14 protein-coding genes and 1 tRNA gene are annotated in these 21,681 nt (G+C 34.0%); 6 read left to right on the forward strand and 9 right to left on the reverse strand.

The genetic code is table 11. From position 1 onward, the window contains the following. Positions 1 to 12: 12 nt before the first annotated feature. The 3 genes from GM921_RS00055 to GM921_RS00065 form a co-directional block, all read right to left on the reverse strand. Positions 13 to 3,015 carry a SusC/RagA family TonB-linked outer membrane protein gene (locus GM921_RS00055; protein WP_182920574.1) on the reverse strand — a complete coding sequence of 1,001 codons (3,003 nt, stop codon included), beginning with the start codon at positions 3,013 to 3,015 and terminating at the stop codon, positions 13 to 15. A 39-nt stretch (positions 3,016 to 3,054) separates the two neighbouring features. Then, a complete protein-coding gene (locus GM921_RS00060) occupies positions 3,055 to 4,251 on the reverse strand; it encodes an anhydro-N-acetylmuramic acid kinase (protein WP_182920575.1) in 1,197 nt (398 codons plus the stop codon). Between the two features lie 461 nt (positions 4,252 to 4,712). Then, positions 4,713 to 4,786: transfer RNA gene (locus GM921_RS00065), tRNA-Met, on the reverse strand. 128 nt (positions 4,787 to 4,914) lie between these two features. Here GM921_RS00065 and GM921_RS00070 point away from each other — a divergent pair. The 3 genes from GM921_RS00070 (at position 4,915) to GM921_RS00080 (ending at position 8,124) form a co-directional block, all read left to right on the forward strand. Next, complete coding sequence (locus GM921_RS00070; protein ID WP_182920576.1) at positions 4,915 to 5,295, forward strand: START-like domain-containing protein; 381 nt, start codon at positions 4,915 to 4,917, stop codon at positions 5,293 to 5,295. A gap of 30 nt (positions 5,296 to 5,325) precedes the next feature. Further along, complete coding sequence (locus GM921_RS00075; RefSeq protein ID WP_182920577.1) at positions 5,326 to 6,774, forward strand: LptF/LptG family permease; 1,449 nt, start codon at positions 5,326 to 5,328, stop codon at positions 6,772 to 6,774. A gap of 138 nt (positions 6,775 to 6,912) precedes the next feature. After that, entirely contained in the window at positions 6,913 to 8,124 is a 1,212-nt protein-coding gene (locus GM921_RS00080) for a bifunctional 3,4-dihydroxy-2-butanone-4-phosphate synthase/GTP cyclohydrolase II (RefSeq protein ID WP_202985612.1), read from the forward strand. A gap of 91 nt (positions 8,125 to 8,215) precedes the next feature. Here GM921_RS00080 and GM921_RS00085 read toward each other — a convergent pair whose 3' ends face one another. After that, positions 8,216 to 12,616 (reverse strand): translocation/assembly module TamB domain-containing protein, encoded by a 4,401-nt coding sequence (locus tag GM921_RS00085; protein ID WP_235969752.1) that lies wholly within the window; start codon positions 12,614 to 12,616, stop codon positions 8,216 to 8,218. Between the two features lie 77 nt (positions 12,617 to 12,693). On the opposite strand from GM921_RS00085, the gene tsaD reads away from it, so the two are divergent. Beyond that, complete coding sequence (gene tsaD / locus GM921_RS00090; RefSeq protein ID WP_182920578.1) at positions 12,694 to 13,695, forward strand: tRNA (adenosine(37)-N6)-threonylcarbamoyltransferase complex transferase subunit TsaD; 1,002 nt, start codon at positions 12,694 to 12,696, stop codon at positions 13,693 to 13,695. A 10-nt stretch (positions 13,696 to 13,705) separates the two neighbouring features. Then, positions 13,706 to 13,921 (forward strand): hypothetical protein, encoded by a 216-nt coding sequence (locus GM921_RS00095; protein WP_182920579.1) that lies wholly within the window; start codon positions 13,706 to 13,708, stop codon positions 13,919 to 13,921. Between the two features lie 57 nt (positions 13,922 to 13,978). On the opposite strand, the gene recA is transcribed toward GM921_RS00095, so the two are convergent. The 5 genes from recA to GM921_RS00120 all read right to left on the reverse strand — a co-directional run bounded on the left by recA (position 13,979) and on the right by GM921_RS00120 (position 18,600). Next, complete coding sequence (gene recA / locus GM921_RS00100; RefSeq protein ID WP_182922205.1) at positions 13,979 to 14,992, reverse strand: recombinase RecA; 1,014 nt, start codon at positions 14,990 to 14,992, stop codon at positions 13,979 to 13,981. A 149-nt stretch (positions 14,993 to 15,141) separates the two neighbouring features. Beyond that, entirely contained in the window at positions 15,142 to 15,786 is a 645-nt protein-coding gene (gene nth / locus GM921_RS00105) for an endonuclease III (protein ID WP_182920580.1), read from the reverse strand. A gap of 49 nt (positions 15,787 to 15,835) precedes the next feature. Next, a complete protein-coding gene (locus GM921_RS00110) occupies positions 15,836 to 17,017 on the reverse strand; it encodes an MFS transporter (protein ID WP_202985614.1) in 1,182 nt (393 codons plus the stop codon). Positions 17,018 to 17,605: 588 nt separating this feature from the next. Further along, positions 17,606 to 17,797 (reverse strand): hypothetical protein, encoded by a 192-nt coding sequence (locus GM921_RS00115; RefSeq protein ID WP_182920581.1) that lies wholly within the window; start codon positions 17,795 to 17,797, stop codon positions 17,606 to 17,608. A gap of 212 nt (positions 17,798 to 18,009) precedes the next feature. Next, the gene (locus tag GM921_RS00120) at positions 18,010 to 18,600 is read right to left on the reverse strand and encodes an RNA polymerase sigma factor (RefSeq protein ID WP_182920582.1); all 591 of its coding nucleotides are present in this window, start codon (positions 18,598 to 18,600) and stop codon (positions 18,010 to 18,012) included. Between the two features lie 266 nt (positions 18,601 to 18,866). Between GM921_RS00120 and uvrA the strand changes: the two genes are divergently transcribed. Then, on the forward strand, positions 18,867 to 21,668 hold the full coding sequence (uvrA, locus tag GM921_RS00125; RefSeq protein WP_182920583.1) for an excinuclease ABC subunit UvrA: 2,802 nt from the start codon (positions 18,867 to 18,869) through the stop codon (positions 21,666 to 21,668). Positions 21,669 to 21,681 lie beyond the last annotated feature (13 nt).

The following is a 21,681-nucleotide window of genomic DNA, read 5'->3' on the forward strand; positions in this document are numbered from 1 at the left end:
GTTTATAATCAATTAAAAGGTAAAATTAAATCCTAAAACGATTTGTCTCGGGATTGGAACCTCCACAAAATCAAATCCTCTAACTGCCGAGCTTTGTCCTGCAGCATTAATTTCAGGGTCGTAACCACTATAATTATCAATAGAGAATAGGTTTCTGCCAGCAAGACTAAATCTCATGTTACCAGATTTAAGGAAGCGTGGTTTAAATGAATAAGAAGCAGATACTTCTCTTAGTTTTACAAAAGATCCATCTTCTATCCAGTTTTCGAAAATTGAGAATAAAGCTGCAGATGTTCCTTTTGGTACTTCTCCTCTTAATTCAGGTTCGTAACCTTTTAGGCCACCGTATAAATCTCTATCGCCAACACGTTTAGTGAAGTTAAATACATCTCCACCGATAGAAGCGTCTAATTGAGCTCTGAATGAGAAGTGTTTGCCAACGCTAACCTCATTAATTAATGAACCAACCCAGTCTGGATTAGGATCGCCAATTACTTTCTTTAATGTAGCACCAGAAGGTTGTCCACCAGTTCTTCCTGCTTTTTCAGTTTGAGGCAAGCCTCCAGCGGTAAGTAATAGAGAACCGTCCGCATTGCGGGCAAAATAAGTAGCATAAAATGCACCTAATGGAGAGCCATTTACCGCTGCAACTTGGCCAAAACCTCCTGCAAAAGTTAATACCCCGCCAGGAATATTATTTACCACATTTTTATTTCTCGAATAAGTGGCTACAACATCCCATTTCACCTTGTCGGTAAGTACTGGTACACCTCTAACCATTAGCTCAAAGCCTCTATTGGTCATTGTTCCAACATTAATGTATTGACTGCTATAACCTGTGCTTGGCGTAAGGTTTGCCAATAAAAGTAAATCTTTTACGTCTTTTTTATAATAAGAGAATTCTACTCCTAATCGATCTTTAAAAAAGCTTAGGTCTGTACCTACTTCAATTTCTTCTTGACGCTCTGGTTTTATGCCTATATTGCCTAATAAAGCAGGAGAGTATACACTTGGCAAACCTGCAGAATTTACAGGAATATAGCTACTGTATCTGTCATAAGCACCTATTGCGGTTAAATTACCTGCTTGACCATACGACGCTCTTAGTTTAACGCTTGAAATGACATTGGCAAGTTTTCCTGACCAAAATTTCTCATTAGATAAAATATAACTTGCGCTTACTTTTGGATAAAACTGACCTCTATTAGTAGCTCCGAATACTGAAGAAACATCATAACGTGCAGCACCTGTTAAATAAATTTTTTCTTTAATGCCAAAGGTTTGCTGTATAAATGCTCCCATTACATTAATCTCTGATCTAAATTCTGATGGTATGGAAACACCATTGTTGATGGTTTGACCAATTAAGCCCAGTTGAGTTGCGGTAATTCCTGTTTGATAAATTTTTTCAGATTGTGCTGTTCCCCCGATACCTGTGGTTGATTGTAGCCAATCAGCAAGTTTGGTCTGATATGAAACATTGATATCATTGTTGACTAAGAATGATGTTTTATCTGCTCTTTTGGAAAATCCTGTGTTATAAGATGGGGTAGTATTTCCAACGGGAATGTAGCCTGTTCCAATTTGCGTAGAGTTATCATACCCTAAAACATAATTGATACTTAGGCCTTTTATTGGTGTTGCAGTTGCCTGAAAGTTTCCGATAAAACGACTAGTACGTTGTGCAAATTGAAAACGATTAATGGCTTCTAAAGGATTTGTCCTTTGTACAGCGGTTGGTGATGTAGAAGGGTAAATACCTGTAGCTGGATCGGCAGCAGGATTAATAAAATTATTACTAAAAATAAAGCCAGTTAATGCGCCATAAGCTTCATTCAGACCGCCGTTTGGTATTTCATGACTTGAGCTTAATACATAATTCATTCCAGCAGATATTTTTAACCAATCATTTAATCTTTGATCTACCCTTGCTCTAGCACCAGCTCTGCTAAAATCTGATTGATCTATGATACCTTGATTAAATAAGTAATTGCCACTTACAAAATATTGAGTGCCATTGCTACCACCAGAAACCGAAAGATTATTTTCTGTTCCTACTGCACTTCTAAAAATATCATCCTGATAATCATATCGCTGTACTGCAGTTTTAGAAAGATCGGTAACTGTAGTATTATTATATCTAAAAGGATAGGTGTTTACATCTAAAGTCTTTCTTACATCACTTATTTTAACGTTGGTTGAAAAAGAATAAGAAGGCTTGCCTTCCTTACCTTTTTTAGTGAAAATTTGTACTACACCATTACTTGCTCTCGAACCGTAAATAGCAGCTGCGGCAGCTCCTTTGATAATTTCCATATGGTCAATATCTGCAGGGTTAATATCTACTAACCTGTTTTGAGCATAACCACCAAGATCAAGTAACTCTGTAGAACTATTGTTTACAATTACTCCATCAATAATGTATAATGGATCTGCTGCGCCTACAACAGTACTTGTACCCCTTAATCTTACACTAATACCACCTGCCGGATTACCAGAGTTTTGTGATATTTGCGCCCCAGCAATTTTACCGCTTAAGGCCTGGTCAATTGAAGTTGCATTACTATTTGCAAAATCTTTTGCCCCTACAGTTGATATGGCATTACCTAAGGTTTTTCTGCTGGTAGCTACAGATGTACCTGTTACAACTACTTCGTTTAGGCGTAAAAGATCTTCTGAAATACTCGCATTTAGGGTAATGTTCTTCTGGTCGCCAAGATTTAAGTCTACAGTATATTGCGTATAACCTAAATAACTAACGACAAGTTCATATTTGCCAGCAGGAAGTTTTGCTGTGAGTTCATAATTTCCATTCGCATTTGAAGTGGTTTCAATCATCTTGTTGCTGATTTTTACACTTGCTCCAGGAATAGGCAGTTTTGTTCTCCCATCTGTTACTACACCTTTTATTACATAAGGTGTGTTTTGGGCAAAAAGAGATCCCACGGCAAACAATGAGAGAAAAAGTATAAAGAGGCTATGCCTAAATACTTTAAAGGGTTGTTTTTTTTTCATAAATTAAAATTTAGTTGAGGTTAGTTTAATGCTATTTAATTAATCAGGGAAACTTATTTTACCCATAGCAGTTGCGGGCATTTCTGGTCTGTTTTTATAGGCTGGTTTTTCTCCTGCAATACATTCGTTGGCTAATAATGCAAAAAGGATAGCTTCTTTAGCATCTGGATTTATATCGAGATCTGCGGTTGTTTTAAGTTCACAATTTAAATAATCCCCAATTTTTTTAACTAATAGTGGGTTATGCATGCCACCTCCGCTTAGGTAAATAGTGAAAGGATTGTTTTTTGGAACACATTGCTCAATAGCTCTTACAATACCTTGTACTGTAAATTCGGATAGCGTTGCCATAATATCTTCATTAGAAATACCTTGTAGTTGGGTACGTTTAATAGCTTCATTTAGGTAATCTAGGCTAAATAATTCGGGGCCTGTAGTTTTTGGAAACCCAAAATCATAAAATGGAGTATCAAGTAAAGCATCTAATAGTTTTTTATTGATGCTACCAGCTAATGCGAGTTTAGAATCCTCATCGTAGTACATGTTTTTGTAATGCGTCTGTACAAATTGATCCATCATGGTATTGCCAGGCCCAACATCTGAAGAAAATATTAGGTCAGATTCTTTACCTGCGGGTAAAAACGTAAAATTGGCTATTCCACCTATATTCAATAAAATTCTATTTTCAGTTAAGCTAGAGAATAATAAATAATCTCCGTAAACAGCAAGAGGAGCGCCCTCGCCGCCAGCCGCAATGTGCTTTTGTCTAAAATCACTCAATGTAATTACACCAGTTTTAAAAGCGATATGATCTCCATCGCCAATTTGAAGGGTAGCATTTGGATAAGAGTCTAGACCATGTATAGAAATAGGTGCGTGGAAAATAGTTTGTCCATGACTTGCAATAAGGTCTACATTCTCTACTGGAAATTTCCATTCTTCAAGGCATTGTAAGATTAATTCGGCAAAGTAAGTTCCGATATAAGCATTTAGCAAGGTCACTTTCTGCAAGTCGACCATTAGCTTTGAAGAGATAGACCTCAGTTCGGCTTTAAACTCAGGGCTATAACTAATGGTTTTAAAATTGAGGGTTTTGATTGAGGTGCCTATTCCAGCGCCTTTAAATTCACATAATGCAATATCTAGACCGTCAAGCGAAGTTCCAGACATTAATCCAATAATTACTCTAGACGGTGCATTAGCTATTTGTTGTAGTTTGAGTAAGTGTCTATTCATTTTCTACTGGGTTTAAATATTTGGCATTATAAATTGAAACATGCATGAAAACGCATTTCATTTCTTCTCAATTTATTGTTAATGTAAATATATAGAATTTTAGAAATCAATTTATGCATATTTAAAATAAAAAAATGCAAGAACATGCAGTATTTTATATGAATATGCGTGTAGCATCTTAAAATGGCATTCGAGGTATATAAGAGGTCGATTTAGTTTTGGATATTGAAATAGAAATATGAATTTAGAGATTTTTGATTAAATTTTCTTGTCTTTAATGATAGAGGAGAATCAAAAAATATGCGCCAAAGGATGCGCCAAATAGCTGGATAGAATTATACCAATTTAGCTTTGATCTCTTATACTTAAAATAAGCAGATGTTACTTTTAATTGTGCTAAAAAGGGGATTAAAAACTTCTTTAAACGTAAAAAAGCCCATCTTTCGATGAGCTTTTACCAGTAGCGGGAACGAGAGTTGAACTCGTGACCTCAGGGTTATGAATCCTGCGCTCTAACCAACTGAGCTACCCCGCCAAAATCAAAATAATACCAAATGTTGAATACTATTTTTTAAAGAGTTGCAAATATAGAATAAATTACTTTTCTTTAGAAACAAATAATAAAAAATAGTCCATTATTTTTAAGAATAGAGGTGTTTAAGGATGTCAGAAAAGAAAAAATTTACATTAGAGTATGAGTTGAGATCATCTCCCCGTATATTGTTTAGTTTTATTAGTGAGCCAAATGGCTTATCGCAATGGTTTGCTGATGATGTAATTTTTAGAGATCAGGTATATACTTTTACATGGGATGATGAAGTACAAAAGGCAAAACTCCTTAGCATAAAAGAAAATAAATTAGTGAAATTTAAATGGCTTGATGACGAGCCTCATTGCTATTTCGAAATGGAAATTGTACAAGACGAGTTGACAAATGATGTTGCTTTAGCTATTACAGATTTTGCTACCGATGAGACTCGTGCAGAAAGAACACAAATTTGGGACAATCAAATTACCTATCTACTTAGTGTAATTGGTGCCTAAATTTTCGTCGGCTTTGCCTATCTTTGCGTCTTGAAAAAGATACATTTACTGCTAATAAAGGCATTCATTAGACCATTCATCGTCACTTTTTTTGTTGTGATGTTTATTCTATTGATGTTTTTCCTATTCAAGTATGTGGATGATTTGATAGGAAAAGGCTTTGAATGGTATACCATTGCAGAGGTAATGATGTATGCATCGGCCTCAAATGTGGCAATGGCGTTGCCACTTTCTATTCTACTATCTTCTATCATGACTTTTGGTAGCTTGGGTGAAAACTACGAGCTTGTAGCTATTAAATCTGCTGGTGTATCTTTACAAAAGGCAATGCGGCCACTATTTGTACTAATCATCGGTCTTTCAATTGCTTCATTTTTATTTTCTGATTACATGCTTCCTAAGGCCAATTTAAAATATGGCTCGTTGCTTTGGGATATGCGCAATAAAAAGCTTTCTTTTTTAATTAAACCTGGAGTTTTTAATAATAGTATACCTAATTATGCCATGAGAGTGGAGCGTAAAGGTGAGGGGGCTGTAGATTCTTTATACGGAATTATGATTTATGATCATACTGGAGGTAATGGAATTCCGAAAATTATTATGGCGCAAAAAGGTAGAATGGCGAAAACTAGTGATGGCAAATATTTAGTGTTAAAACTGGTTGATGGAGTGCGATATGAAGAAAGCAATGGTAGTGGAAGTGCATCATACAATCCTCGTCAGGCTTTTAATCGAATGCGCTTTAAACAAACAGAAGTAAAATTTGATTTTTCTAGTTTTAAGGATTTAAGTCGTACGCAAGAAGAAAGTTTTAAAAATAATGCGCCAATGCTTAACTTAAAAGAACTTGCACATCGACAAGATTCCCTAAGTAAATCATTAGATAGTGTAAATAAAAGCACAAAAATTAGTGCTCAAAGTTATTTTAAGCAGAGTAATATCCTAAAAGGATATAGTAAAATGATAGCGCCAGTAAGAACTATTAAAGGGTCTATACTAACTGTTATTCCCAAAGAACAACGTATACAGGCCTTGCAAAATGGATTTGATCAGGCCGAAATGATTAAGCAAGTTGTTAATAATCGTATTTTGGAGCATGGCGCTCGAGAAAAAGAAATTATAAAGGCACGTATCGAATATCAAAGAAAGTATACATTGGCGGTTTCGTGTTTACTATTGTTTTTTATTGGTGCTCCTCTGGGTGCAATTATAAGAAAAGGCGGTTTAGGTTTGCCAGTAGTTATAGCGGTTGTGTTTTTCTTGATCTATCATATTATTTCTACCGTAGCAGAAAAATCTGCGAAAGAAGGTTCTTTAGATCCTATTTTTGGTATGTGGACGGCAATAATCATTTTAACTCCATTAGGCATATTTTTAACATATAAAGCGACAGTTGATTCTGCGTTATTTGATATCGATTATTATAAACAACTTCTTACAAGCCTATTTAAGCGTAAAAAGTCTAAAACATTAGACTAAAAGATAATCCTTTATCCTTATTCCTTACTTATTGATGATATTTTATGTCAAATTATTGCCAACAAAGGTTGTAACTTTGCGTATCAAAATTATAATGGGAGATAATATCCTTAAATAATTTTATTGATTAAATACAAAATGAAAATAATATTAAATACAATAGACGAAGCTCTTGAGGATATCAAAGCGGGTAAGATAATTATAGTGGTAGATGATGAAGATCGCGAGAATGAAGGAGATTTCATAACTGCGGCCAGAAATGTAACACCAGAGGTAATTAATTTCATGTCTAAGTATGGAAGAGGGTTAATTTGTGCGCCATTGATTGAAGATCTTTGCAACGATTTGAAACTTGACTTAATGGTGCAAAACAATACGGTTTTACATCAAACTCCATTTACAGTATCAGTTGATTTAATTGGACACGGATGTACAACTGGTATTTCTACACATGATAGAGCTAAAACTGTACAAGCGTTAATTAACCCAGATACCAAACCAGAAGATTTAGGACGGCCAGGTCATATTTTTCCTTTAAAAGCAAGAAGAGAAGGTGTATTAAGAAGAACTGGACATACAGAAGCTACAATAGATATCGCTAGACTTGCAGGTTTTGAACCAGCAGGAGTTTTGGTCGAGATTATGAATGAAGATGGTACCATGGCTCGTTTACCAGATTTGGTGAAAATTGCAGCGCAACATGAACTTAAAATCATTTCAATTAAAGATCTTATTGCGTATCGCCTAGCGGCAGAAAGTTTAATTAGAGAAGAAGTTTCCGTAAATCTGCCTACCCAATGGGGAGATTTTAAAATGACTGCGTATACACAATTGAGTAATGATGCTACACATTTGGCGATTAGTAAAGGAGAGTGGGCAGCTGATGAGCCTATCCTTGCTCGAGTTCATAGTTCGTGTGTTACTGGTGATATTTTCGGTTCTTGCCGTTGCGATTGCGGACCTCAATTACACGCCGCTTTCCAGATGATAGAAAAAGAAGGGAAAGGCATTATCGTATATATGAATCAAGAGGGGAGAGGAATAGGGCTAATAAATAAATTGCGTTCTTACAATTTACAAGATGCTGGTTTTGATACTGTTGAAGCTAATATAGAATTAGGTTTTAAGGGCGATGAACGCGATTATGGAGTTGGTGCACAAATATTAAGAGCACAGGGTGTAAGTAAAATGAGATTGCTATCTAATAATCCTACAAAAAGAGCGGGACTTATTGGTTACGGTTTAGAAGTAGTAGAAAATATACCAATTGAAATTGAAAGTAATCAGCATAACGAAACGTATTTAAAAACGAAACGTGATAAAATGGGGCACCATATTATGAAAGGGTAACAGGATTTACTGGATTATGTGATTATCAAGATGATTGTTTAATTTCCTGCAATCTTAAAATCTTGTTCATCCTTTAATTCCATAATCCTGATCATTTTTTCTTTGGATTTTTTTTGCTCTCATTCATGATCGCTTCTTTATCGAGTTTCTCTTTTTTCTCGGCTTCTTTTTTCTTTTGATCTCTCCGATATTTACCACTTATTTTCTGAAGAAATTCTGTAAATGAATCGAATTGTTGGCTATAAATTAAGCCTAAAGAAGTTACATTCGCATTAGGATCTACACCCGGATTAGCGAATATACTTTGTTGTGTTGGTGGTTTGTTGGCTAGTTTACCTACTAATGTCCCATCTTTTTTAATTAAACCTAAAATTTCTACTTCTTTACCTACGTTATCTTTAAAAAGACCTATAGAATAATCGGTAGAGCTTTTTGTATTGTCTACAATTCCAGCGTTCACAATAATTCTATCATTAAAAAATTTAAAGGAAGCACTTGCTTCATTAAATGATTGAACATTTATATCAACAAAATTTAGGTTAAGTGAAGAAAGTAGATTATTAAATTGGTTAAAAATCAACTCGGTAGCAGTACTTGTTCCTACAGAACTTAGTTGCTGTCCTAGATTTGTTTTGCCAGTTCCTGGTGCAAAACGGCGCTGAATAATTAAACTTAATGCTTGCGTATTTAAATTATCTCCATCGTTAAAATAAGCTTGTAATTCGTCCTTAACAGCTGGATTGGTTGGGAAGAAAATATCTAATTTAATATCTGGTTTTAAAAGAAGTCCTGATAAACCCATTTCAACTTCTGTTTGAACCCTTTCATTGGCATTGCTACTTGCATCACGATTGGCAGCAGTATACAAATCACTTAAACTAGCCCGTAAAGCATATATTGCCTTTAAGTTAATTTGCGCATTACTAGGATTTCCTGTCCAACGGATAGTACCACCTTGGCGAATATCAAGACGTTTATTAATTACTTCTTGTGCAGTAAAATCAAAAGTTCCTGTTTCTATAATATAGTCACCTTTCATTTCAAAATCACCTATGCTATTAATTTTTAACTCTAATTCTGCATTACCTTTTCCACTTAATTTACCCAATATGGTATAAATATTAGCCGAACTATTCGGATCAACTTTAAGTTTAAAGTTCATGGTTAATCCATCGAAGCTGGTTTTTCTTTTAATGACCTGCGTAGTGTCTTTACTCACAAAAGTGATAAAATCCTTTTCAGAAACTGTTTCAGAGCTATTTAATGGTAAATTAAAGATGGTGCCTTTTTCTGTTTTTGCATCAATATCAATAAACATTTTATTAGTTGGCCCTCTAAAAGAGAATTCACCAGTAGCATAAGCCTTGCCATAATAAACAGAATTGTCTTTTGAGGTAGTGTTTAATGCCATAAAATTAGTGGCAACTAACTGAACTTGTATATCTGGATTATCAATGTTATTCAAATCAACAGTCCCATTTGCAGTAGCCTCATTCCCATCCGCATCTTGTAAAACCAAATCGTCAATAGCAATTACACTATTTTTCACCTCAACTTTGTCATTTAAAGTATAAGCAGTTTTTAGATAATTAACGGTTACTTCACCTTTGTCAAAAGATACATTTCCATCTATTCCTGGTTTGTTAAATGAACCTTTAACAGTAAGATCTGCAGAAACATTTCCTTTTAGATTAGAGACTAATTTTTTAACGAATGGCTCTAAAACAGTAAGTTTACTATCATCTAACTTTATGTTAAGATCGATTTGTTTCTCTTTCAAATCTAAATTTCCAGTTAATTTGAAAGTCTCTTTGTCATCTGTTACAATTTGAGTATAAACATTGGCTAGGTTTATGCTTTTATTGTAAGATGAAGTGTCGGTTAGTTTACCAATATAAGTGCCGTTAAAATTGAGGGAGTCAATTTGTAAACTATCTGTTATCCTTGGCGATTTAAGGATGTCATATAATTTTGTTTTGCCATTTATATTGCCGGCCATTTTTAAGCCTAGTGTTTTAACAAAAGGATTTAATGTTTTGAGACTAAAGTTTTCAAAACCTACTACCAGCAAATCTTTTGGGTCATTTGACACAATTCCATCTACTCTTAATAATTGTTTATCATTACTTAATGAAAAATTATTAATTTCAGTTTTGCCATTATTAAAGCTAATTCTAACTTTTTCTTGGATAATCCAATCTTCATTGTTGATTTTTAAATTGGAAGGTAAAATACTGATTTTGGCAGTTGTATCTCCTGCAAATTCTATTAATCCGTTCAAATCCAATTGATTAGCGTCATCTGCATTGGATAATTTAACGTTTAACGATAAGCTGTCATTTCTTAAAACATTGGCTATGTTGACATTTTTAATGTATAAACTATCATTTAAGTCAACTCTATCTGAAGTGATAATAGCCTGTAACTGTTTCGAAGTCGTATTTTCATCAATAATAATATTGCTCGCTGTAATTCCCTTATAAGTTAACTTTTTTATACTCCCATTTAACGTTGCTATATTATTTCTCGAATCGAATGATCCAATAAGTAATGCCTGCTCATCAATTTGTAAACCGGGCATGATAAGTTCAGCAATGGGTTCAAATCGTTTAATCTTTAAATTGAAATCAAAAATTTGTGTTTTGTACTTAATAATATCCGCCTTTAGCGATGGAACATAGGTTTTAGCAATTGCTTTATAATAAGAAACAATAGTATTAAGATCGTATTGACCTTTAATACTGGCGTCTAAAATATCAGATTTAATGGTTAAACTTCTATCTATGCCAACGCCATTTGCATTTAATTGAACAGAATCGATATTATAAATACCTTTTTTATTATCTAATCTTATTTGCTGAATTACTAAATTTCCTTGAATATTATCTAAGTTATTGCCAGAGAAATTAGTGCTAAATGTAGCATCCACTTTTAGTGAATCCTTATATAATTTCAGGGTTTTAAGTCGAGCATTTTTTATAGATGCTTTAAAGTTAAAAACAGGCAATTTAGGATTTAAATTTACGCCGCCATCAAAAACTAATTGAACATTTTTGTCATTAATTTTAAGATTTCCATCAAAATATTTTTTATCAAATGTCCCGTTGATATTCACATTTCTATAGCGATACCCATTAAAATCTATATAGGTTACTTCGCCTTTTAATTGTTCTGTAAGTCCTTTTACCTCTATTCCTTTGCCTTTTACATATAAGGCAGAAGTGATTTTCCCTAAACTTTTTTCACCTAATAATTCGCCCAAATTAAAGTCAAAAGTTTTAACGTTTCCAGAATAAGAAGGAACATCATTCTTATCTATCTTCATGTTAACATCAGATTTAAATCGACCTAGTTTTGTTTTAAATTCACCATAGGCGATAAAATCATTCTGAAAACCTGTAAATGAGCCATTAAAGTTAATATTGCCGAATTTATTAACGATTACTGGAATAGACTTCATTTGTTTTCCAGTAATATCTGTTAAGATTGCATCTAAGTCTTTTTTGTTAGTGCCAGCCATCTCAATCTTCATGTCCATAAAAGTCTGCTCCCAATCTGGTAATCCCTTCATGGTAAAATCACCTTTAATATAAGTGGCTTTCCCTGCTTTTAATGAAAGTTTTTTGGCTTTAAGATCGGTGACATATCCAGTGATTTGACCATCAATATCGATGTCCAATTTCATCTTTTTTAAAGCAGGAGTGAAATAGGCAATATCGTTAGACGAAATATGACTTTCTTTAAAATGAGCCTTCATACGTACTTTATTTACGTAATCGTTAAAGTCCTTAAACTTGCCAAATTTCATCTGGTAGTAATCAGTCAAACGACTTTGATTAGTTACCAATAAAAGATTTTTTAGCTCAATAGCATTGGTGTCAATTGTAGTAAAAGCTGTTAAATTTTTTAAATAGAAGCCGCTCTTCTCTTTAAAAGTTAAATTTTTAATATTTGCCTGAATGATATGGCCATTTGTATTAAGTTTCTCAAATATTCCGTTCAATTTGGTTAAACTAATATCTTCAAAGTTTACGCCCTTTATAACGGTATCCTTTTTTAAGTTTTTATATTTAAAGGCAACATTATTTAAAATTATTCTATCAATTAAAAACTGAAATTTCTTTTTTCTAACCTTTGGTGGCGGTCCACTATCAAAATAATCTATAATAAAATCGAGATTTGTAGCGCCATTTTTATATTCTTTTAAAAAGAAAGCGCCATTATTAACTTGAACAGTATTTACATCTAAAATTCTTTCTTTTAACGATAATCTGTTCAGATCTACTAAAAACTTCGGAAAATTAGCTAATGTGTCTTTTTGTTGATCGAGTACAACTAAGTTTTCTAATATGACAGATTTGAATGGTTTTATATACAGACCACTAATAGAAACGGTGGTTTTTAGCTCTTTAGACAGATATGCGGCGGCTTTTTTTGCAACATATGTTTGTACAGGTTTAAACTGAAGGGAAAATATGACAATAGCAAGCAACAATATTATTGATGCAACAACCCAAAGCAGTATTTTTAATAGTTTTTTAATAATTTTGTAGCTTAATAATAATAAACGTGCCTATAATACTTGCCATTGAATCTTCTTGTGATGAAACATCAGTTGCTGTATGTAACAACGGCAAAATTACGGCCAATGTTATTGCAAACCAAACAATTCATGAAAATTATGGAGGGGTAATACCAGAATTAGCATCAAGAGTTCATCAACAAAATATAGTTCCTGCTGTTCAACAGGCTTTGTCAATTGCTAAAGTTAACAAAAATGAGCTAAATGGCGTTGCTTTTACACAAGGTCCAGGTCTATTAGGTGCTTTGTTGGTGGGAGTATCATTTGCTAAATCATTTGCCTTAGCTTTAGATTTGCCATTAATTTCGGTGAATCATATGCAGGCGCACATATTGGCTCATTTTATAGATGAACCAAAACCAAAATTTCCATTTTTATGCTTAACAGTTTCTGGCGGGCATACGCAAATTGTTTTGGTAAAGGATTATTTTGATATGGAAATTGTGGGTGAAACCTTAGATGATGCTGCTGGAGAGGCATTTGATAAAACAGCTAAAATTTTGAACTTGCCTTATCCAGGAGGACCATTAATTGATAAACATGCTCAACAAGGAAATCCGTTAGCATTTAAATTTCCTGAACCACAAATACAAGGACTTAATTATAGTTTTAGTGGATTTAAAACTGCAATTTTGTACTTTATAAGAGACAGGCAAAAAGAAAACCCTTCGTTTGTAGAACAAAATTTAGCAGATATTTGTGCCTCTGTTCAATACAGCATCGTAAATATTTTATTGAATAAGTTGAAAAAGGCTGCAAAGCAGTATGATATTAAAGAAATTGCAATTGCCGGTGGTGTTTCTGCAAATTCTGGATTAAGAAACACATTATCTGATATGAAAGATAGTTTAGGTTGGAATGTATATATTCCAGCTTTTCAATATTGTACAGATAATGCAGGGATGATTGCTATTGCTGGCTATCAAAAATTTTTAGCTGGTGATTTTGTAGGACAAGATGTTTCGCCAATGGCGAGAATGAATTTTTAATTAAAAGAATATGGGAACAACGAGTTATATCTTTTTTGGTTTATTGCTAATTCCATTAATCATTTTTTTAATCTGGGCAATTAAGCAGGATAAAAAGAAAAATTATCTGGGCTTATTCTTTTTGATAGTAGGGGTGATTATTGCTATTTACACTATTCTTCGATTAGATAAAGACTTTATGGAAAATAATACGCAGGTTGCGCCTAAAGCATCGAGCTTTAAATAAATAAAAAGGGAGAATTTTTCAATTCTCCCTTTTTATTTATGATGATTAGTTTTGAAATTATACTTTCTCTTCTAATTTTTCGCCAGTTACTTCGGCTCTGATTTTTGCTTCAATTTCATCAGATAATTCTGGATTATCTAGCAACAATTGTTTAACAGCATCTCTTCCTTGACCAAGTTTAGTTTCTCCGTAAGAGAACCAAGATCCTGCTTTTTTAATAATGTTGAAATCAACACCTAAGTCGATAATTTCTCCAGTTTTAGAAATACCTTCGCCAAACATAATATCAAATTCTGCAATGCGGAAAGGCGGTGCTACTTTATTTTTAACGATTTTAACTTTAACTCTATTTCCAGAAACTTCATCTGAATCTTTAATTTGTGAAGTTCTACGAATATCTAAACGTACAGAAGCATAGAATTTTAAAGCATTACCACCAGTTGTAGTTTCTGGATTACCGAACATCACTCCAATTTTTTCACGTAATTGGTTGATGAAGATACAGCAACATCCAGTTTTAGAAATAGTTCCTGTTAATTTACGTAATGCCTGGCTCATTAAACGAGCTTGTAAGCCCATTTTGCTGTCGCCCATTTCGCCTTCAATCTCTGCTTTTGGTACCAATGCAGCAACCGAGTCAATTACGATTACATCTATAGCGCCAGAACGAATTAAATTATCAGCAATTTCTAATGCTTGTTCACCATTATCTGGTTGTGAAATCAATAAATTATCTACATCTACACCTAATTTTTTAGCATAACCTTTATCAAATGCATGTTCTGCATCAATAAATGCCGCAATGCCACCTTTTTTCTGCGCTTCAGCAATAATATGTGTAGCCAACGTAGTTTTACCAGATGACTCTGGTCCGTATATTTCTATCACACGCCCTTTTGGAACGCCACCAATACCTAAGGCAATGTCTAAACTAATAGAACCAGTAGAAATTGAATCGATTGCTTCTACAGCTGCATCTCCTAATTTCATTACAGCTCCTTTACCGTATGATTTTTCTAATTTATCTAAAGTTAATTGTAGTGCTTTTAATTTTTCTGTGTTTGGGTTCATGTTCTTCATTCTCTAAGTAAATAATATATATGTATCGGCTAATAATCTAATTTTTGTAATGCTAATAACTTTAGCAAACATATTAATTTATATTTGATTTATGCAAATTATATTTAAAATATTTTAATAAAATTATCAACATGGCTAATTTATTTAGTTTTAATGGCCTTTTCAAAGTACTTGCAAAAATGAGTTATTTCGCAAATGCTACATTTCGGACTTCTTGCAACACATACATATCTACCATGTAAAATTAACCAATGGTGCGCCATGGCAATAGTATGTTCAGGCAAATGTTTTACTAAATCTTTTTCTACTGCTAACGGAGTTTTACCTTTTGTTAATCCAATTCTATTGGCTACCCTAAACACATGTGTGTCTACCGCCATTGCAGGTGCATCATAAATTACTGAGGCAATAACGTTTGCAGTTTTACGACCAACACCAGGCATTTTTTGCAATTGATCAATATCTGAAGGCACCTCATTATTAAATTCATTCACCAACATATTTGCCATACCTACTAAATGTTTGGCTTTATTGTTTGGATAACTTACACTTCTAATATAATCGAAAACTAAATCTGGAGTCGTATCAGCCAATGCTTTCGCATTAGGAAAACGTTGAAAAAGGGCAGGAGTTACCTGATTTATTCTTTTATCAGTGCATTGTGCAGATAAAATAACAGCAACCAATAATTGATATGGATTATTATAATGTAATTCTGTTTCGGCGTTGGGTTGTTTGGCGGAAAAATGAGATACAAAAAGTTGATACCGTTCTTTTTTAAGCATGAACAAATATAAGTATCAGGCAGGAAGTATCAAGTATAAAAGACTAGTGTTAAACACTCAATTCCACTTTAAGTTTAGCCTTTGCAGGATGATGGCTTTTGATTAACCATAATGCAAATAAAGAACCTACAAATGCCATTGCAGCACCTACTAAAGCTGGCCAAGTGAAATCGAAACCATATACTAAAGGAAGTCCGCCAAAAAATGCACCTAAGGCATTACCTATATTAAAACTTGCCTGACTAGCAGATGCGGCTAACATTTCTGAACCTTTTGCAGAAGTAATCATTAACATTTGTATAGGAGCAGCCAATGCAAAGGAAACAGCGCCAGTAACAAACGTCATAATCAAAGCTAAAACAGGGTTGAAGGAAACATAATGTACTACGATTAATGTAAGTGCCATAGTTATCAATAAGGTGATGCAGGCCTTAGCGGGAGAAAATTTATCAGCGAGCAAGCCACCAATAAAATTACCACAAAGCATGCCTAAACCTGCTAGCATAATAATATACGTTACACTATTTGATGAAAAGCCAGCAACTTCTGTCATTAATGGGGCGATATAACTGTACCAAGTAAATAAACCTCCAGTACCAATAGAAATCATGATGATAATTAACCACGCTTCTTGTTTTTTAAAGAAACCTAGTTCAGCTTTTAGATCTCTATTTTTATTTGCTGGCAAAGCCGGAAGCCATTGTTTTAGGCTTAATAAAGTAATAATACCTACAATAGCCACTACCGCAAAAGAAAAACGCCACGAAAAATTGTGGCCAATAAAAGTGCCTAATGGAACACCAACAACGTTTGCAATGGTCAAACCTGCAAACATCATAGATACTGCTTGTGCTGCTTTTCCTTTTTCGGCAATGCGACTAGCAACTACAGATCCAACACCAAAAAATGCACCATGAGGCAGACCAGATAATAATCGTGCAATAAATAAGAGATTAAAGTTTGGTGCAAATGCAGATAATGCATTAAAGACTGTAAACATGATCATTAAAGCGATCAATATTTTTTTAGGTGGAAATTTTCCGGCAATCATCACTAATAATGGTGCGCCAATTACAACACCCAATGCATAAGCAGAAATCAGATAACCAGCCTGTGGAATAGTAATGGCTAAATCTTTGGCAATATCTGGAAGAAGGCCCATCATTACAAATTCGGTAATGCCGATACCTAAGCCGCCTAAAGTCAGTGGAAGTAATTGTTTGTTGATCATTTTACTTAGTGTTTTAATTACACTATGTAAAGGTAGGGTGTTAAATGTTTTTGCAAAGGTTTTAAATTAAAAAATGCCATTACAATGATAAAAAGTGTATTTCAGTAAAAGTAGGCACTTAGCTCCCAGTACCTAAAAGCCCCTAATTTAGCTAATTGATTACTTTGGTAGGTAATATGCTGTCACTTTAGGGAAAAGATGTCATCGCCACTTTTTGAAAACCCCCAAATAAGCAAACATGGAAATGCTGGCGTTAAAAAATGGGTAACAAAACCAGCAACTTAATTTCTTTTTTGTTTTGTACTTGTTAAGGTCTTGTTCGGGACACCTTCGATACACCTTCGAGAAAACCTAGCTTTTCTCGAACAAGACCTAAAGAAGACCTTAACAAAAGCTATTATTTTTATTTGATCTTTAGCTTGGCTTAAACACTCACTGTTCTAAAAGGCATTTCGAAAACTTAATGTTAAGGATTTAAAATCCGCTTTATCTTTAAGTTCAAGATGTTACCATCTATAAGCGCTGGATTAATACCCAATAAAAAAGCTGCTTAACCTTGGGCTAAGCAGCTTTGTCTTTTCTTGTAAATTACTTCTTTTTACTGTAAGCTAAAATCTTATCAATGGTTTCATCTGAAGGATTTTTAACTAGCTTATTCAGCTGAGATTTAATGCTGTTATAAAACAGTTCATCCTGTTGCTCAGCTACATCTGCAACTTTTTCTACAAGTTGTGAGTTAAGGGAATTTACAATGTGGGTTGGAGTAGAAGTTTTTGTCATACGCAATTAGAAATATAATTTAGTTTTTAATTGTAAACGCAATTGCATACATATTATTTTATATGCAGATTAAATTATTTCATTATTCCAAATTATATTTCTTAAAACGTTTTTCTGAGTGTGGATTCGTGTTTTTACTTTAGCCACAGATTAGCATTTTTTTTGTAATCTGTCAATCTCTGGCTTTTATAATGAATAAAATTCCCTGATATCTACAAACCTCTTTGCGATGTTACTTCTTTAACGTTCATCATTTTACGCAGGTTGCTCAGCGCATAACGCATACGGCCCAAAGCAGTATTGATGCTCACATCCGTTAAATCGGCAATTTCTTTAAAACTTAAATCTGCATAGTGGCGCATAATTAATACTTCTTTCTGCTCATCAGGTAAAAGATGAATCATTGCACGTAAATCGGTATGCGTTTGTTCGCGTAACATTCTATCTTCTGTACTTTCTTCTAAAATTTGCAAAAGATTAAGTACATCCGTGCCATCAGCGCTGGTAATTACTGGTGCACGTTTTTCGCGACGGAAATAATCGATTACCAAGTTATGCGCAATACGCATCACCCATGGTAAAAATTTACCTTCTTCATTATATCTGCCGCTACGTAAGGTATTAATTACCTTAATAAAAGCATCTTGAAAAATATCTTCGGCTAAGTATTGGTCTTTTACCAATAAATAAATAGATGTATATATTTTGGATTTGTGTCTGCGAAGTAACTCTTCTAAAACAGATTCTTCTCCGTTAAGATATAACTTCACCAAATCCTGATCACTGTATTGTTGTAATTTCATAGGAGTGCGTATACTAAAAACTCTTCTCTTTTATTGAATATTAAATAAATAAGTAGCTTTTTAATCTATAGCGTTTCTCCTTGTTTTTAAGATGGTTATTTCTAACTGGTGTTAGTTACAATTCCAAATGACGGATTTTTTTTTGATAATCCAACAATAAATCTGTTAAAAAATGTAAAATTTTGTAAAAGCCATCTTATTTTTGATGCGGTTGAAACCAAAATTGTAATTTTGAACTATATTAGCCATATTCTAGAAAGCGGTACATGAGCAAGGAAATAGAGAAAGATCCACACAAAAACATCATTATAAAAGGGGCAAGAGTTCACAATCTTAAAAACATTGATGTTGCCATTCCTAAAAACAAATTAGTTGTAATTACGGGTATGTCTGGCTCGGGCAAATCATCTTTAGCTTTTGATACGTTATATGCAGAAGGACAACGACGTTATGTAGAAAGTTTATCATCTTATGCTCGTCAGTTTATGGGCAGAATGAACAAACCCGATGTAGATTATATCAAAGGTATAGCACCAGCTATCGCGATAGAACAAAAAGTAATCACTTCTAATCCACGTTCTACAGTAGGTACATCAACCGAGATTTACGATTATTTAAAACTGCTTTTCTCTAGAATAGGAATTACCTATTCGCCAATTTCTGGTGCAGTAGTTAAAAAAGATACGGTTACCACAGTGGTGGATTTTATTATAGGTTTAGGAAATGATGCAGTTGCGACAATTTTCTGCCCATTGCATCCACATAATAATCGTTCTGTTAAAGAAGAACTAGCGGTATTGCTACAAAAAGGTTTTTTACGCGTTTACTTCAACGGTAAAATTGCGAAAATTGAAGATTTATTAGAAGATACTTCGATAAAAGATATTGAGCTAACAGATACCGAAACGATTCGGATTTTAATAGATAGGATTGTTGTGAACGAAGAGGAAGAAACCTTAAGTCGCATAGCGGATTCTGTACAAACTGCATTTTTTGAGGGTAAAGGCGATTGCTTTGTAGAATACGAAGGAAAACAAACTTTCTTTTGCGATCGTTTTGAATTAGATGGCGTTAAGTTTGAAGAACCAACCCCTAATTTCTTCAGTTTTAATAATCCATATGGTGCGTGTAAACGTTGCGAGGGTTATGGAAATGTAATCGGTATTGATGAAGATTTAGTAATTCCTGATAAGAGTAAAAGCTTATACGATAACGCGATTGCGCCTTGGCGTGGTGAAAAAATGGGCGAATGGTTAAAGAAATTTATTAAAAATGCTGATAAATTCGATTTCCCAATTCATCGCTCTTATAGCGAATTAACAGAAAAACAACAGCGTTTAATTTGGACAGGAAATAAATATTTTGCTGGTTTAGATGAATTTTTTAAAGAGTTAGAAGAGCAAACGTATAAAATACAATACCGCGTAATGTTATCGCGTTACCGCGGAAAAACGGTTTGCCCAGATTGTAAGGGAACTCGTTTACGTAAGGATGCATCGTATGTGAAAATTAATGGAAAATCTATTTTAGATATGGTTTTAATGCCATTATCAACAATACTTCCATTTTTTGAAAAATTAGAATTATCAGAAACTGAAGTTAAAATCTCTAAACGTTTATTGGCTGAGGTTACGAGTCGGGTTTTATATTTGAATAATGTTGGTTTAGGCTATTTGACTCTAAATCGATTATCTAACACACTTTCTGGAGGTGAAAGTCAGCGGATTAATTTGGCAACATCTTTAGGAAGTAGTTTAGTGGGTTCTATTTATGTTTTAGATGAACCGAGCATTGGCTTGCATCCACGAGATACGCATAAACTAATTGAAGTTTTAGAATCATTAAGAAATGTTGGTAATACCGTTTTGGTGGTAGAACACGAAGAAGAAATGATGAAAGCTGCGGATCATATTATTGATATTGGTCCAGAAGCAGGTACGCATGGCGGAAATTTAGTTTTTAGTGGTACGTACGATGAAATCATTAAAGATAAAAATTCATTAACTGGTCGTTATTTAGCTGGGAAAGAAGAAATTGCTATTCCTGCAAAGCGACGCGAATGGAAAGATCACATCCTGATAAAAGGTGCTCGAGAAAATAACTTAAAAAACATCAATGTTAAATTTCCATTAGGAGTTTTTACATGTGTAAGCGGAGTTTCTGGTTCTGGGAAAACGAGTTTAGTGAAGAAAATCTTATATCCTGCTTTGCAGAAAGCCATTGGTAATTATGCTGGCGAACAAACTGGTACTTACGATGGTATTTTTGGTAACATCGATTTGGTGAGTGCAGTTGAAATGGTGGATCAAAATCCGATTGGGCGTTCTTCGCGTTCAAATCCAGTTACGTATGTAAAGGCTTGGGACGATATTAGAGCTTTATTTTCGGCTTTGCCAGCTTCTAAAGCAGGCGGATTAAAACCTGCTGCATTTTCTTTTAACGTGGAAGGAGGTCGTTGCGATACCTGTCAGGGTGAAGGTGAAGTGAAAATAGAGATGCAGTTTATGGCTGATATTTATTTGCCTTGCGAAACCTGCGGAGGAAGAAGATTTAAACAACAAGTTTTAGATATCACGTATCAGGATAAAAACGTTGCCGATATTTTAGATTTGACCATTGAACAAGCGGTAGATTTCTTTGCTAAAGAACCAAAAATCTTACATAAATTAAATCCTTTGGTAGATGTTGGTTTAGGCTATGTGCATTTGGGTCAATCGTCAAATACATTAAGTGGTGGTGAGGCACAGCGAATTAAGTTGGCATCCTTTTTAATTAAAGGGAACAACGCCCATAAAACGGTTTTTATATTTGATGAACCAACAACTGGTTTGCATTTTCATGATATTAAAAAACTGTTAAAAGCATTAAATACTTTGATAGAACAAGGGAATACAATTTTAGTGATTGAACATAATATGGATATGATTAAATGTGCTGATTGGGTGATAGATATCGGTCCAGAAGGCGGTGATAAAGGCGGACACGTTGTGTTTGAAGGTAAACCCGAAGATTTGCAAAATGCTAAGGGTTCTTACACTGGTCAATTTTTAAAAGCACATTTGAAATAGTATCTTAGCAAAC

It is taken from the genome of Pedobacter planticolens, from assembly GCF_014172375.1.
Classification (GTDB): Bacteria; Bacteroidota; Bacteroidia; order Sphingobacteriales; family Sphingobacteriaceae; genus Pedobacter; species Pedobacter planticolens.

Bases quoted from the DNA above. Each gene is read 5' to 3' on its own strand.
- GM921_RS00055 (WP_182920574.1), bottom strand. From the start codon at position 3,015: ATGAAAAAAAAACAACCCTTTAAAGTATTTAGGCATAGCCTCTTTATA.
- GM921_RS00060 (WP_182920575.1), bottom strand. From the start codon at position 4,251: ATGAATAGACACTTACTCAAACTACAACAAATAGCTAATGCACCGTCT.
- GM921_RS00070 (WP_182920576.1), top strand. From the start codon at position 4,915: ATGTCAGAAAAGAAAAAATTTACATTAGAGTATGAGTTGAGATCATCT.
- GM921_RS00080 (WP_202985612.1), top strand. From the start codon at position 6,913: ATGAAAATAATATTAAATACAATAGACGAAGCTCTTGAGGATATCAAA.
- GM921_RS00095 (WP_182920579.1), top strand. From the start codon at position 13,706: ATGGGAACAACGAGTTATATCTTTTTTGGTTTATTGCTAATTCCATTA.
- recA (WP_182922205.1), bottom strand. From the start codon at position 14,992: ATGAACCCAAACACAGAAAAATTAAAAGCACTACAATTAACTTTAGAT.
- nth (WP_182920580.1), bottom strand. From the start codon at position 15,786: ATGCTTAAAAAAGAACGGTATCAACTTTTTGTATCTCATTTTTCCGCC.
- GM921_RS00110 (WP_202985614.1), bottom strand. From the start codon at position 17,017: ATGATCAACAAACAATTACTTCCACTGACTTTAGGCGGCTTAGGTATC.
- GM921_RS00115 (WP_182920581.1), bottom strand. From the start codon at position 17,797: ATGACAAAAACTTCTACTCCAACCCACATTGTAAATTCCCTTAACTCA.
- GM921_RS00120 (WP_182920582.1), bottom strand. From the start codon at position 18,600: ATGAAATTACAACAATACAGTGATCAGGATTTGGTGAAGTTATATCTT.
- uvrA (WP_182920583.1), top strand. From the start codon at position 18,867: ATGAGCAAGGAAATAGAGAAAGATCCACACAAAAACATCATTATAAAA.